Here is a 13,479-nt window from a genome sequence, read left to right as displayed (position 1 = left end):
GTCGAGCAGGTGCTTCCACCGCAGACCGCGGCGGTGTTCGGGGCGGCCGGCATCGGCAGCCGGGCCTCGACGTCCACGCCGGCGGCCCCGGCCCCGCCGGCGATGGGCCGCACGTGGAGTATCGCCGTTCCCGGCGTCGCCGCGCTGCTGCTGTACGCACACCTGCTGTACCGGATCCGCGCGCTCAACTACCAGACCACGGGCGGATTCTTCCGGCGTTTCGACAAGTTGTTCATACCCTGGGGCGCGCTGACGACCGCCGGCATCCTGGCGGTCGTGTGCGCGCTGAGCGCGTCGGCGGTGATCGCCGGAGCCCTGGACACCGGGCACGCTCGTGGCGAACTTCGCGTGTCACCCCGGGTCGTGTCCGCTTCCGCAGTCATCACCGCGGCCGTCGTCGGGGTGTGCCTGCCCGCGCTCGGCGCGTGGTTCGGCTCCGCGGTGTTCGAGGATCCGATCGGCCCCTGGCTGCGCTGGGCGCTGCTGCCGCTCGTTCCGATCGTGGTGGCCGCCGTCGTTCCGTCCCGGGCGCCGCGACGTGGCGGGGACGAGTGGCTGCGTCTCCCGATCAGCGCCACCCTACTGGTCGCCGCGGGAATGATCGTGGTGCAGCAAGGCATCACCAAGGTGTTGTGGGACTTCGGTGTGGTCTGGTATGACCCGCCGGTCTTCCGTGGCGGTGGTCTGCTCTTCGGGGCCGGCGTGGCACTGACGGTGTATCCCTTCCGCCGGTACCGGTGGGCGTTCGCGGTCGCGCTGGGGGTGTTCGTAGCCGCCGTGATCGACGTGTTCCACACGGAAATCGTCGCCGTGACGTTCGCGGTCGCGGTCATGCTGCGGCTGGTGCACCGACGCTGGCAGCTGACGGCCGGCCCTCCACAGGAGACGAGCGGCTGACCGTGCCTGGACGGGCACAGGCACACGAAACCGGATCGTCGAAGCCAGCCGAATTGTCCCCGCATCATGTGCCACGACTACGGCGACCGGGATCGACTGGACACGATCGACCGCAACACCATCGGCCACGTTGAGGAGCGTGGCTGGAGTGTCATGCATGTTCCCGAGGACGATCTCAGGCCTGGCTGGGCGTTCACCGTCGGCCTCTGGCACAGCCACCGCCAACCCGAACTGGCGACCTTCGGCCTGGACATCGGCACCATGAAAGCGTGCCTGAATGTGTTGGGCCGACAGGCCACAGACGGATGGCCGCCGGAGCTGGACTACGAACGCAGCCACGTCATCGATGGCGACCCGTGCTGTTCAAGACCATCGAACCGGGTTGGTACAAGGCGTTCTTCGGTACCGCGATCGCTTCTACCGGCGCCCGCCGATTCCGTTCGTCCAAGTCCTCTGGGCTGACAGCCACCAACGATTCCCCACTGACCCCGAATACGAGCCGACGGCGCGTGACCGGCAACCCAGCCTCTGGCTCCGGCCTGACCAGCATCCCCGAGGCGTCTGGACACAAGATCTCTGATTCGCGGTCCGGTGGGACCACCGGACCTCAGGACCACGGGGCCTTCGGTTATGACGCATCCACCCCGAGCATTACGCCGCAGGAGGGTCTGAAGATTTACGGTGTTGCGGGTCAGACCACGCGATGACGGGTTGGCCCCAGCGTCGTTGTCGTTCGCTACGGATGAGGGCTCGTTCGCGACGTTGCGCCGCCAGCACGTCGGCGGATTCAGGTGGTCGTCGCAACGCTGCTGGTGAACGACTACAACGCCGAGCCTAGCGAGTACGGCAGCAGCGCCACCAGCGACGTCCGCCGAGGCCCACCTGCCGCGCGCATCGCGGCAGATCAGTGCGTCCGATCTCGGCCCCTTCAACCGCTCGGGCCGAGTATCGGAGGTTGCTGCCGAGTAGCGCATCCCCCGTCGAACTGATGTGTAACAAGAACCTATTAGATGAGGACGTTCTGGCCCGGTCCGCCCGCGGCCGACGCGGGTACGCGATCAGAACGGCGGTGCGTCCATCTCGGAGTCGATGACTACTGGGGGACCTTCGTTCCATGTCAGCAGTATGCGCTCGGCACGGGCGCGCTGGGAGATGTCGCGACTGGTCACGGCAACGTCCCGCAAGGGAGCGAGAAGTGCCGGCCGGTAATCGAGCAGCTCCGGGGCGTCAAGAAGGTATCCGGCCGCGACCACGGCCGAGTGGCGTATCTGCGTATCGACGTCTCCGAGGTATCGGGACACCGATGCGAACATCGCCGGCCGAGCGGCCAACACGGCGATGACGGCCGGATCGTCTTCAAGCCGGTAGCCGTGTTTAGCCGCAGCGACCAGTTCCTCGTCGCAGACGCCATCCGCCAGGCCGCCGAGAAAGTCCAACAGAATGACACGGAGGCAACCTGACTCGCCGCGCCAGGTGGGATAGGTACTGATGACCGGCAGGGTCCGTGGGTCACCCAGGATCCCGGCGACATAGAGAGCCACGGGCACGGTCGTCGAGTAAATGCTGTTCTGGTGGTTGACCAGCTCGAGCACCTCCAAAGCGGACGTTCGGGCGTCAGGGTCATCGTCGGTCAGGTGCAACAGCGGGGTAACAACGTCATCGGCCCGACCGCGCGCGTGTTCCAGGGCGGCCCAGTGAGTGTCCCGGAGTACCACCGCTGGATCGGCCCAGCTCAACATGGCTGTCAGTGGGCCGGATTCTGTCGGCGCTCACGGTATTCCCCGGGGCTCGGCTCAGGTAATTCCCCAGGTGGTGGGCCTCTGGTTGTAGTTCTACTTGGTGGTCTTGGTGGTTGTCGACCCGGCGGAGCCGGGTCGTTTGTTTGGTCGGTAGCTGGGGCCGTTCATGAAGATCTGGTGGCTGGTGTTGATGAGCCGGTCGAGGAGGGATTCGGCGACGACGGGGTTCGGGAAGAGTGGATACCAGTCGGCGGGTGAGCGGTTCGAGGTGGCGATGAGTGAGCGTCCGGCTTGGGCGCGTTCGCTGATGAGTTCGTAGAGGTCGTCGGCTTGTTGTGCGGTGAGTTCTCGCATGGCGAAGTCGTCGAGGATGAGTAGTGCGGGGCGGGTGAGTTCGGCGAGGCGGCGGGGCCAGGTGCGGTCGGCGTGGCCGCCGGCGAGGTCGGCCAGGGCGCGGCTGGTTTTGCAGAAGCGGACGTCGGCGCCGTGCCGGACGGCGAGGTGGCCGAGGGCTTGAGCGATGTGGGTTTTCCCGACGCCGACGGGGCCGTGGAGGATGACGGATTCGCCGGCGTGGAGCCAGCGGAGCGCGGCGAGGTCGCGGATCTGCGCGGCGGGGAGTTTCGGGCTGGCGTGGAAGTCGAACTCTTCCAGGGTGGTGGCGTGCTCGAAACGGGCGCGGCGGAGCCGGCGCTGGATGCTCATCGTGTCGCGGCGGCCGATCTCGTCGTGGCAGAGGACTTGCAGAAACTCCAGGTGGCCGAGTTCCCCGGCCTGGGCTTGGACCAGGCGGGCGTCGAGGGTGTGGAGCATCCCGGACAGCTTCAGGGCGCGCAGGCTGTCGCGCAGGGCGGCGTCGACGATGGTCACGAAGTCTCCTTGGACTGGTAGAGGAAGGTGCCGAGCGCGGTCATCAGGTGCGCCCAGTCGGCGCCTTCAGGACGGGGAAAACCGTTGGCCTGCAAAGCTTTGGCGACGTCGTGCAGGAGTCCGTAGCTGAACCGGGCGTCACCGCCGGCGGGGGTGGGCAGAGGGTAGGAGGGCCCGGCCATCGAGCCGGCGGTGTCGCTGCCGGTGGTGGGGGTGCTGGTCATGCCAGCACCGCCGTCGAGGTGCCGGGATCGTGGTCACCGGGTCCGTCACGGTCCTCGCTCGTGGTCACCGGGTCCGGTCCGGGCGCGGTGTTCGTGGTGGGCAAGGGGATGACGGTCGCGAACAGCTGCGAAGGACCGCGCAGGTGCGCCGCGGCCCCGCCGTCACCGGCGGCCGGCCGGGGCGGGTCCGTCTCGGCGCCGACGGCCAGGATCCCCTTGATCGTCCGGTAGGACGGGTCACCGGCCGTGACGGCTTTGACGCAGGCCGCTTCCAGCCTGGCGGGGCCGTGTTTGTCGGCCAGGCCGAGGACACCCTGCGCGGCGCGGAGCCGGAACAGGGCGTTGACCTCCAGCAGCCCGGCGATCACCTGGACGCAGGCCGGGCCGATCTCCGCCGCGCGGGTGCGGCACCAGGCCGGCGTCCGCATCCGGAAAGCGATCTTCTCCGGCGGGTAGTGCCCGAGATCGGTCTGCTTCCCGGAGGGTTTGCGGCCATGGGTCGCGACCAGCGTGCCCTGGTGGAAGATCTGCACCACCATCGGCGTCTCGCGGGCGTCGACGCGCTGGCCGATCAGCCGCCACGGCACCGAGTAGATCGTCCTGCCGACCTTGGCGTGGATGTCCGGCCCGACCATCGCCGTCGACCACGTGGCCAGGGTGAACGGCCGGGACGGCAACGGCTGCAACGCCGCCTGCTCGACCGCGGTGAACACGACCGCCGGGGCGGCCCCGGACAGCGGCCTGCTCGCGCGCCGGCCGGCGACCTCGACGCACCAGCGCAGCGCGGCGGCCTGCATCTGATCGAGGGAGGCGAACTCCCGGCCGCGCCAGAACGAGTCACGGATATAGGGCATCGGCCGCTCGACACGGGCCTTGTCCCGCGGTTTGCGGGCCCTGGCAGGGTCGACCAGCACACCGTAGTGCTCGGCCAGTTCCGCATACGATCGGTTGATCTTCGGGTCGTAGAGATCCGGCTTGTCGACGCCGGTGCGCAGGTTGTCCGGGACCAGCCGCCGCGGCACCCCGCCGAAGAACCGGAACGCCTCGACATGAGCCTCGGTCCAGGCCCGCTGGTCCATGGTCAGGACCGGCCGGATGAACATGTGCCGGGACGCGGCCAGGACCATCGCGAACGCCCATACCCGCCGCTGTCTCCCGGACGTCGGATCGACCCAGGACCCGAGATGACCGTAGTCGATCTGGGCTTCCTCTCCGGGCGGGTAGTCCGTCTCGCCGCGCAACACGACGACCCGGTCCCGGCGCACCTGCTCGGCCATGTTCGCCGCGACATACCGCTTCAACGACGCCACGCTCGCCGTCAGCCCGTGCTCGTCACGCAGCCGCTGGTGGATCGTCGCCTGGGTCACCCCGGCCGCGAGATGCTCGGCGATGTACTCGTGGAACACCGCGATCTGGGGCCAGGTGATCTGCCTCAGCCTCGTATCGGCCAGCTGCGGGAACCAGCGGGTCACCAAATCCGCCCACTCCTGCCGGCTCATCGCCGGCCCACCCGGCGTCAGCCCCGCCGCGACCGCCGGCGCCAGATACTTACGGATCGTCTTACGATCCACACCCAGCGACACCGACAACTCGCTGATCGACCGGCCCGCATACCAGTGGGTGAAGATCTCGGTCACATCGACCACGTCGAACGTTCTCCTCGCCATCGGCTCCCCCACCCGTCGTCCGGACGAGAGAGCACTCTTCCTTGATCACGAGGACCACCAACCACCGCACACACCCCAAGTGACCTGGGGAATTACGTGAGCGACCGGGTGGGGAATTACCTGAACGTCAGACCGCTAGAAGTGGGGAATTACGTGAGCGCTGACAATTCATCAGCACTGTTGACCACGCCATCGATGCTAGAGCCGAGAGAGAACAACAGGCATACCGGCCCGGAGGTAACCGGCGCGCACGCTCGGCGGCTTATTCTGATCCGCAGCCTTCCGAGTGGGACAGCGGGACCGCTACGAGCCACGGGCACGCTGCACCGTCACATCCCCGGCCGACGGTGTACGTCGAGCGCGGGCCGTTCCGAGACCATGCAGGTGGAACGACCTCATCGGGCTACCGAGCGTCACAACGCTGCGGCCGCTACGCGCGGATCGCGGCATGAGAGCGCGTCAGCTCGCATGGTCGATGATGGGCCACACCACTTCGCCCGCGCGGTTCGCCGGGTCGATCAGTACGACGGCTTTGGCCGCGAGAGCCTTGGCGGAGTCGGTCCTGCGCCCTGCGAGATAGATGCGAAGAACATCGGCTGGGTCGGCGCCCAGCAGTGCGGGAAGCGACCGCCCGAGAAGATCAACCCGCCTTCCCACGTACTGCGGCGGATCATGAAGGTATCTCCCGAACTTGGACGGGCCAAAGTCTCGGGTTCCGCGCCACCGAGGCGGGAAGGGCCAATCGGAATGCTGAGCGTAGAAGGACCAGACGTCGAAGTCCTTGACGCCATTTGTCCCATCTATGAAGTGCAAGGCCGCACCCTGGCACAGGGCGCGGCCCAGGAGACGGCCGGCGTAGCGGCCCGAGCCTTGCGGATTCCGCTTGAACAGTTCCGCCTCCGCGTCGGCGGCCAGCTTGGCGAGTCGAACCAGGTCAGCCAGTTCGATCCGCGCCTGCGACCTCTCTGGTTCCCCTGTCACCTGGCCATGTTGTCACAGTGGCGCGAGGGGTGTCGTGCTCGTCGGAGGTCTACACGTCGACCGCATCGAGCAGCAGCCAGCGCGAACAGATTGGGCCTCCGCAGCTCAAAGAGCCTGTCGCCATGATGGGGTAGCGCTCGATCAGCGGCAGAAGAGTGTGGGCTCAGGCTGACCGGGTGCCGGATCTGACATCATCTGTCGATGATTGCCGAGGCCGCGATGCGAGACTGGCTCGACGACGCGTGGTGTCGGACAGAAGTCGTCCAGATCGTCACGGGCGGCGAGGCCGGAGAGCCTCTCGACGGCCGTGAGGTGCTGGCCGAACTGCGGAGTGTCGAGTCGATTGCTGCTGTGAGGGCGCTGACCACGACGGGGCGGTTTACAGGCGATATCTGCCGCTGTCACGGCGGTCAGACCGTCGTGCTTCTCGATTCCTGCGGGCGGGTGACAACCAGTGCCAGCATCCACGGCTTCGGCTCGGTGAGTTGGGACCGGCCGAGGTTTCGTAACGACCTGAACGTCCTTGACCCAGCGGGACTACACATATTCCTGGCTCGACAAGGTGTGCCGCGCCAGCTCGCGTTGTTCCTGGCACCGCTGACCGACTTGCTGGATCTGCACGAAGGCCGTCCGCAGTTCCGGCCGGCTGGTAAGAGAGGCCAGCGGTATCTCGCCGAGCGGGCTGTGCCTGACGTGCTGCATCCGCTGCTGTTGAAGTTCACCGGGCAGGAGGTCGGCGCATTCTCTGCCGCGCAGGTTGAGGACGTCCGCCGGACACTCACCGCAGCGGTTGGTTCACCGGAGGAGCGCGCGGCGATCCTACTGTCGTGGCTCGGCCGGCTTCCAGTACCCGCCGAAGCACTTTGGGGCGAAGGCGTTCTGATACGCCAACTCCTGGCTGGCCTATCCGGTACCGATCTCGTTACCGCAGTCACCACGACAAGTTCGGCCCACGTCGTCATGGGCGTGATCAACGCGACCATGCACAGTGACGAGGACATGCATCTCAGCGAAGCCCTATCCCGTCCACTCCGGCGCCTTCTACCACCCAAGTGACCCGAAGAGTGCACAACAAGCCGATAGCCAAGCACGGATCGCGGCATGAGAGCGCATCGGCGTACGGCGTGCATCATGCGAGCGCGTACGTGAAGCGCTCCTTCAGGCTCCAGGCGGTGTCCTGCTCGACGGCCTCCCGAAGGACCCGTTCGACGCGTTCGAACGACAGAAGGCCCATCGCGGCCCGACTGGCCCCGGAATCCGTCCACAGAAGGTGCACCGGCCGTTCAACGCCGGTACTCAACCGATCCCACAGAGCATCCAGATTCCCACCGTAGAAGGGGCCGAAGTCGAGCAGCTCGCCAGCTCCCGATGCAGCTCGGCTTCCGAGCTCACCCGATGACCATCAAGGACTACCTGCACCCCGCGATGCTTTCGGGCACTCGTCGACGACTCACTTCGCCTACCCTGTCCGCGGCAGATGAGCATGTGTTCAGAGGTGTCAGAGGCGCTCCACGCGGTCGGCCTGCGGGCCCCGGTCGCTCTGACGCACCGCGTACCGGACCCGGTCGCCCGGCTGCAGCGGTTCCGACCCGGCGACCACGGATACGTGGACGAACAGGTCGTCGCCTCCGGCGTCCGGGGTGATGAACCCGAACCCGCGGTCGCCGTCGTAACGTGCGACGACGCCCTGGCCCGCGCGTGCGGGCACGCCCCGTGACGGCGGCTTAATCCTGGTGGGTGGCGGCCCGGCCGGTGCCGGGCGTCGCGGTGGCGGCGCGGGCTCGGCCCCTCGGACCAGATGCACGTCGCGGGCCTGCGGGCCCTTGTCGCTGCTGACCACCTCGTACGCCACGCGGTCGCCCTCTGCCAGCCAGCTGAGGCCCTCGGACAGGGCCTGGGCGTGGACGAAGACGTCCCCGGCGCCGGAGTCGGGGGTGATGAAGCCGAAGCCCTTGTCCTCGTCGTACCAGGAGACGGTTCCGTCCGCCCCGTCGGCACCGCCTGTCGTGGCGGGCAGGCCGGCCCCAGGACCGAGCGGGATCACGTGCGCGGCCTGCGGGCCGCGCTCGCCCTCCACGACGACGAAGGCCACCCGCTGCCCCTCGCTGACCACGCCGCCGGTCACGATGGCCGAGCTGTGCACGAAGATGTCGGGGCCGCCGCCGTCCGGCGACGCGAACCCGTACCCCTTGGTCGGCTCGTACCAGTTGACCGTGCCGAGCACGCCCACGGCACCGCCGGCGGCCTGCTCAGCGGTGCCGCGCACGCGCAGCGCCTGAGGACCGCGGTCGTTCTCGCCGGCCTCGAACTCGACGGCCTGGCCCTCACGGAGCACCTTCGACCCGCCGTCCCCGACGATCTCGGAGGCGTGCACGAACACGTCTGGTGATCCGTCGTCAGGCGCGAGGAAGCCGAACCCCCGTTCGGCGTCGAACCAACGGACGATCCCGTGCGGCATAGGAAACTCCAGGTCGTTAGAGCGGCATTGCCCCCAGTCTCGCTGACGCCGTCGTGCCCGGGACCACCGGGACCGCCCCACGGTCAGTCGGTCGTCAAAAGGTCGTAGGCGGCCAGGACGCCGGTGGCGGTCGCGAACGACTCCGACCGGCTCGTCGCACCCGCCCGCCGCGCGGCCGCTCGACGTGGCCGACGATGAGTTCGACTCCGTGGCCGAGCGCGTCGCTGCCTGGCGGGCCTGCTCAGCGCCGACGGTGACCGGTCCAGACGCGCCGGCACCGTGCCCGGCATGCGGCGCTGACCCGGACCAGTCCACCGACCCCAGCACACGCTGCTCAGCGTCTGCTACTGCGGCCATCCCCGCTCCTACGACTGCAAGCACCAGGACCAGACGTGCCCCTGCCTCATCGGCGCAACGTGACCAGCCTCGACAGGCACATGTGTGCGGCACACAGCATGTTCTGCCGGGCCTGTTTCGATCGCAGGCCGGGGCAGTTCGATGCGTTCTCTGCTGAGGGTGCTGGGTCAGGCCGTGCAGCGTCCGCCGAGGCCGGCCTTGAGGGCATGGCTGGGTGAGAACGTGATCGGCCCGAGCCAGCGGGTGTGCACCGTCACCGTCGAAATGCCAGTGTGCCAGGGCGCGGGCAAGCTCGTTGACCGCACGGTGCTAAGCGGGGCCTCAGCCGCGTCGGCACCATGGGTCTGCCGGCCTTCCTCGGCCTCAGCGCGGACCGCCGCCGGCTGGCAGACGGACGACCCCTCGGAAGCGGCGTCCTTAGGAGGACTCGACGCCGTCATTGCTGGTGTTGATCGGCGGCATGGGTTCAGCGTTCGTCATCTCCCGTCCCGTCGGAAAATGCGCCGAGACCCAGCCTCGCCGCGACATGGCCTGTGAACCATGCAAAGAAGTCGCTGGTCGGGCCGAGACCCACACGGACCGCATCGCGCCAATCGGGCTGCTCGAGTACGGCGAGGTACTGCTGCACGATCCGATCCCGCTGCTCGGTAGTGCAGCCGCATCGGTCCGGAGGCTTGGCCACCAGATAGTGAGCGATCATCGCGGCATCGATGTACCGGTTCACTGTCGGCGCCTGCCGGGCGAGGTGAACAGCGTGCGCGGCCAGCACGACAGGTGCCGGCGGGTAGTGCTCAAGGGTCATGCCCATGCCCCCGCAGTCCGCCATGGTCCTCAGGAGTCGGCCGGTGTGGTCGATCAAGTCGTCGTCAGCGTCGGCGCTGGTGATCGCTTCATGCAGGTACGCTGTGGTGGCGACCTTCCCTGCGAAGTAGCCGTTGAGGTAGTCGCCGTCGCAGGCATGGCGCAGCAGCCACGACCGGGAGTTGGCAGCGCCTGGTCGGCATAGCGCCTCGACGACGTAGACCCGGCCCCAGCCGGCGACGCGCCCGGCAAGCCACTGCAGCGCTTCTGCACCTCCACGGCGGCGCTGCAACGCCTCTGCGGCCAACGGGCCGAAATGGTTCGACAGCAGACCGATGGTTTGGATCAGTGGGATGTCGCCCTCGTCGGAATCGACGGCCAGCAGTGTGAGTCCGACCGTGGCGGCATTGCGATCGGTACTGTGCCGCACCAGCCACCGGCCGGTTTGCCGCACTCGTCGCCGATCCGCGCGCAGCGCAGCGGCAACGATGTGGTCGTTGCGATGGATCGGGACGTAGACATCGCGGAAGGCCTCGACAAGGTCACTCGCCTGCGCGCCAGGGTGGCTGAAGTGCCGGTCGAGGATGACAGCGACATCCGCCCCGTAGAGCCGTTGGTCCCTCGCACGCCGGTATGACGGCCGCGAACGGTAACGCTCATCGTCTGGATACGGCTCACCATCACCAGGCAAAGCACCGTCTGGATGGTGTTGATGGAGACGCAGAGCGTGTTCGTACAGAGCGATCCGGGGTCCGAGCAGCTCAGGCTCGGTCGCCACGCTCACCGGCGGACGGAAGACTCGATTCTTTTGATCATGGCCGTGATAATTCCACCTTGCGTGTTCTTCAGCAACCTCAGCGCGGTGCTCTGCCTGTTGCCTCGACCCCCAGGCCGTCCTTGCGGATCGGATCCGAGGGATATAGACAGAGGGGCGGCCGTCGGGTCATGCCTCACACGGGGTCGCGGGCTATGAGAACACGCCCGATATCCGGCCGCAGATATCATCATCAAGCCCCTCGGGCTGCCGTACGCTACCGGCAGATGGCGGTACGTCGCTTTTGTTCCTGACCGTTGCGGTATCCGAACGGAACCGGTGATAACCCGCCTGCATCCGAGCGCCTGAAGTGTCAGCTCGACCCCGGCGGGAGGGGCAATGCACAGCGTGATCAGGCTGGTCACGATCGTGACGGCAGTGGGCCTGGTGGCCGCGTGTGCCCGCCCGGCGGGACCTGCTCCGGTGGCATCGGCGCCGGCGCCCCCGGCATCGCTGGCGGAACCGGTCGGTGACCAGCCGGAGCTGCCGGCTGGCTGGCGGTGGGAGTCGTTCGGCGGCGTCCAGGTCGGCGTGCCCGGCGACTGGGGGTGGGACAGTCAGGCGCTCCGGCTGAACGCGTGGTGCATCACACCGGGCGAACATCCGCCCGTAGTCGCCCGGCCCGGCGCTCCGGTCCCGGCCATTTCCTGCGGCATCGACCAGGACGGCCCGCCCGCCGGGTTCCTGATCGCGAACACCGGGTGGACGGTCGGCTTCGACCGTACGGACAAAGGCGACGACACCGAGGCCGAGGGCGACCGCACGACTGTGCGGCGGGACGGTACCGAGGTGATCATCCAGGCACCGCAGCAGTGGCGCGACCGGATCGCCGCCACCATCCATCAGGTGCGAGTCGACGACGCCGGCTGCCCGACCAGTCACCGGATCAGCAACGGACCGGGCCTGCGCCCCACCCCGCCGGTGAACGTCGAGACCCTGCGAGACGTGACCTCGATATCGGTCTGCAAGTACCCACTACCGGACGAGGACTCCGCCCGGACGCCCTCGCCGCGCCTGTTGTCCAGCCTGCGCCTGGACGGCGCGGCGGCAGCGGACGAGATCCGGCAGATCGCCGCCGCACCGGTCGGGCACAGCCTGGACACCCCGGCGGACTGCGCACCGGAGGTGGCACACGGCGACCAGATCATCGTGCTACTGGTCCGGTCCGCGACCGGAACCGCGGAAATCACCATGCGGTACGCCGGCTGCGTCCAGAACGGCTTCGACGACGGGACGACCGTCCGCGAATTGACCAAGGCCGGCGTGGGCCCGCTCATCACCGGCCCCAACCGCGTGTACGGCGGCTTCTCCGGTCAGCCCGAAAAGAACGACATGCTGCTGCAACACGACTGAACACGGGTACGGGACAGAAACGGACGCAGCGCGCTGTCGGCGGCAATCCGGATGCCGTCGGCGGGACGCGCCCGGCATGATGACGGCGTGGCCGCTGACCTGCTCTGGGACGATGTCCGGGAGCTCTTCGATCCGGATCTGATGGGATCGCTTCCCGATGCCTGCGTTCCGCATACCTCGGTGACGGATTGGCAGGCTCTCCTCGATCTCGTCGTCGCGCGTGGCTGGCGGTTCGAGTACTCCGAAGGTGAGACGATCCTGCCGTTACCTACCGCGGCAGCGATTCTGGCCCGGGAACCCAACTCCGAGTGCCCGGCTCTGAGGGTATGGCCGTCCGCCCACATGCTGATGATCTTCCCGTTCGATACGGCCGAGGAGATCGGCTTTGTTCTCGACCTGCGCGAGATACAGGGTCAGGAGCGGCTCGACGAGTTCTGCAGGTTCTTCCGGGCAGTCGGGCGGCACCTGGGCAAGCCGGTGTTGATGGACGGCGAGATGGGCAGTCCGGCCGAGCACCCGGTCCTCGGCTTCCTCACCGAGACCGATCGGGTGGTAGTCATCGACCCGCCGCCGGCATCGTGAGGCCGTAGAACCCGGCACCAGATCAGAGTCTGCGGCTTCGAGCTGACTCTGGAACTGGCTGCACGCTCATCGGCCAGTTCGCGCGTAAGTGGTCAAGTGCCGGATGCCATGAAGGCGGCGAGGATCCAGTAGGGATGCCGGTCGAGTTTCTTGCGGGCCCGGTCGTAGCGCATGGTCGTGCGCGGGTCGGTGTGCCGGGCGGCGATCTGGACGTCGCGGAGTCTGACGCCTGCGTCGAGCATGGTGGTCACGAACGTGTGCCTGAGCATGTGCGGGTGCATCCTCGCGATCCGGATCCCGGCCCTGCCGGCCAGGATCTTCAGCCGGCGGGTCGCGGCGTGCCGGTCCACCCGGACACCGTAGGTGTTGCGCAGGATCGGACCGTGCTCGCGACCGTCGACCGCCGTGTCGATCGCGCGGGCCACTGCGGGTGGCAACGGAATCAGAACGGTCTTGTCGCCCTTGCCTCGGATCTTCAGTACGCGGTGGCCGTCTCACTTAGCACTCCAGCCGAACTTGGCAGAACGAGAGACACGTTCACGTGACCGAAATCTGGTTCGCGTACCAAGTGGCGAGCGCGGCGCGGTTGTCGATGCTCAGTTTCGCGTAGATGTGCCGCAGATGGGCGTCGACCGTATGCGGGGACAGGAACAGCTTCGCCGCGATCTCCCGCTGTTTGAGGCCGGTCGCGACGTGCGCGGCCACCTTGAACTCCGCGGGGGTGAGCACGCCGCGC

General features: G+C 67.7%; 13 protein-coding genes and 4 pseudogenes. 5 read left to right on the top strand and 12 right to left on the bottom strand.

Features of this window, described 5'->3' with window-relative positions; all coding sequences use genetic code 11:
- Positions 1–9 precede the first annotated feature (9 nt).
- Together OP04_RS20805 and OP04_RS51890 are read left to right on the top strand one after the other, a co-directional pair.
- Complete coding sequence (locus tag OP04_RS20805) at positions 10–897, top strand: hypothetical protein (protein ID WP_033341447.1); 888 nt, start codon at positions 10–12, stop codon at positions 895–897.
- A gap of 66 nt (positions 898–963) precedes the next feature.
- Positions 964–1,359 carry a DUF4262 domain-containing protein gene (locus OP04_RS51890; protein ID WP_198153909.1) on the top strand — a complete coding sequence of 132 codons (396 nt, stop codon included), beginning with the start codon at positions 964–966 and terminating at the stop codon, positions 1,357–1,359.
- A gap of 596 nt (positions 1,360–1,955) precedes the next feature.
- On the opposite strand, the gene OP04_RS20800 is transcribed toward OP04_RS51890, so the two are convergent.
- The 5 genes and pseudogenes from OP04_RS20800 to OP04_RS20780 form a co-directional block, all read right to left on the bottom strand.
- Positions 1,956–2,489, bottom strand: coding sequence for a hypothetical protein (locus OP04_RS20800; RefSeq protein ID WP_157240110.1), 534 nt, complete (start codon positions 2,487–2,489; stop codon positions 1,956–1,958).
- Positions 2,490–2,729: 240 nt separating this feature from the next.
- Complete coding sequence (gene istB / locus OP04_RS20795) at positions 2,730–3,506, bottom strand: IS21-like element helper ATPase IstB (RefSeq protein ID WP_033341446.1); 777 nt, start codon at positions 3,504–3,506, stop codon at positions 2,730–2,732.
- Positions 3,503–3,730 (bottom strand): hypothetical protein, encoded by a 228-nt coding sequence (locus tag OP04_RS20790; RefSeq protein WP_033341445.1) that lies wholly within the window; start codon positions 3,728–3,730, stop codon positions 3,503–3,505. Before OP04_RS20790 ends, istB begins: the two co-directional genes overlap by 4 nt.
- Positions 3,731–3,831: 101 nt before the next feature.
- Positions 3,832–5,376 (bottom strand): annotated as a pseudogene (istA, locus tag OP04_RS20785) (IS21 family transposase); the annotation flags it as partial.
- Positions 5,377–5,856: 480 nt separating this feature from the next.
- Positions 5,857–6,378 carry a hypothetical protein gene (locus tag OP04_RS20780; RefSeq protein WP_033341444.1) on the bottom strand — a complete coding sequence of 174 codons (522 nt, stop codon included), beginning with the start codon at positions 6,376–6,378 and terminating at the stop codon, positions 5,857–5,859.
- Positions 6,379–6,579: 201 nt separating this feature from the next.
- Between OP04_RS20780 and OP04_RS53495 the strand changes: the two genes are divergently transcribed.
- Positions 6,580–7,434 carry a hypothetical protein gene (locus tag OP04_RS53495; RefSeq protein WP_063746651.1) on the top strand — a complete coding sequence of 285 codons (855 nt, stop codon included), beginning with the start codon at positions 6,580–6,582 and terminating at the stop codon, positions 7,432–7,434.
- A 73-nt stretch (positions 7,435–7,507) separates the two neighbouring features.
- Here OP04_RS53495 and OP04_RS56820 read toward each other — a convergent pair whose 3' ends face one another.
- The 5 genes and pseudogenes from OP04_RS56820 to OP04_RS20760 all read right to left on the bottom strand — a co-directional run bounded on the left by OP04_RS56820 (position 7,508) and on the right by OP04_RS20760 (position 10,778).
- The gene (locus OP04_RS56820) at positions 7,508–7,732 is read right to left on the bottom strand and encodes a barstar family protein (protein WP_085066623.1); all 225 of its coding nucleotides are present in this window, start codon (positions 7,730–7,732) and stop codon (positions 7,508–7,510) included.
- Positions 7,733–7,876: 144 nt separating this feature from the next.
- A pseudogene (locus OP04_RS56995) lies at positions 7,877–8,350 on the bottom strand (cold-shock protein); the annotation flags it as partial.
- A 60-nt stretch (positions 8,351–8,410) separates the two neighbouring features.
- Positions 8,411–8,602: pseudogene (locus OP04_RS54730) on the bottom strand (cold-shock protein); the annotation flags it as partial.
- A gap of 36 nt (positions 8,603–8,638) precedes the next feature.
- Positions 8,639–8,836, bottom strand: a pseudogene (locus OP04_RS54725) (cold-shock protein); the annotation flags it as partial.
- Between the two features lie 823 nt (positions 8,837–9,659).
- Positions 9,660–10,778, bottom strand: a complete 1,119-nt coding sequence (locus OP04_RS20760; RefSeq protein ID WP_232323670.1) for a hypothetical protein — start codon at positions 10,776–10,778, stop codon at positions 9,660–9,662.
- Between the two features lie 369 nt (positions 10,779–11,147).
- Between OP04_RS20760 and OP04_RS20755 the strand changes: the two genes are divergently transcribed.
- Together OP04_RS20755 and OP04_RS20750 are read left to right on the top strand one after the other, a co-directional pair.
- On the top strand, positions 11,148–12,161 hold the full coding sequence (locus OP04_RS20755; RefSeq protein WP_033341441.1) for a hypothetical protein: 1,014 nt from the start codon (positions 11,148–11,150) through the stop codon (positions 12,159–12,161).
- Between the two features lie 87 nt (positions 12,162–12,248).
- Positions 12,249–12,743 (top strand): hypothetical protein, encoded by a 495-nt coding sequence (locus tag OP04_RS20750; protein ID WP_033341440.1) that lies wholly within the window; start codon positions 12,249–12,251, stop codon positions 12,741–12,743.
- Between the two features lie 92 nt (positions 12,744–12,835).
- On the opposite strand, the gene OP04_RS20745 is transcribed toward OP04_RS20750, so the two are convergent.
- Positions 12,836–13,222: a tyrosine-type recombinase/integrase gene (locus tag OP04_RS20745; RefSeq protein WP_085066622.1), complete on the bottom strand. Its 387-nt coding sequence runs from the start codon at positions 13,220–13,222 to the stop codon at positions 12,836–12,838.
- A 58-nt stretch (positions 13,223–13,280) separates the two neighbouring features.
- Positions 13,281–13,479: response regulator transcription factor (locus OP04_RS20740; RefSeq protein ID WP_198153908.1), on the bottom strand; the 199-nt coding region annotated here is incomplete at its 5' end.

This window comes from Catenuloplanes japonicus, assembly GCF_000717135.1.
Classification (GTDB): Bacteria; Actinomycetota; Actinomycetes; order Mycobacteriales; family Micromonosporaceae; genus Catenuloplanes; species Catenuloplanes japonicus.
This window is presented reverse-complemented; position numbering and strand designations above follow the sequence as displayed.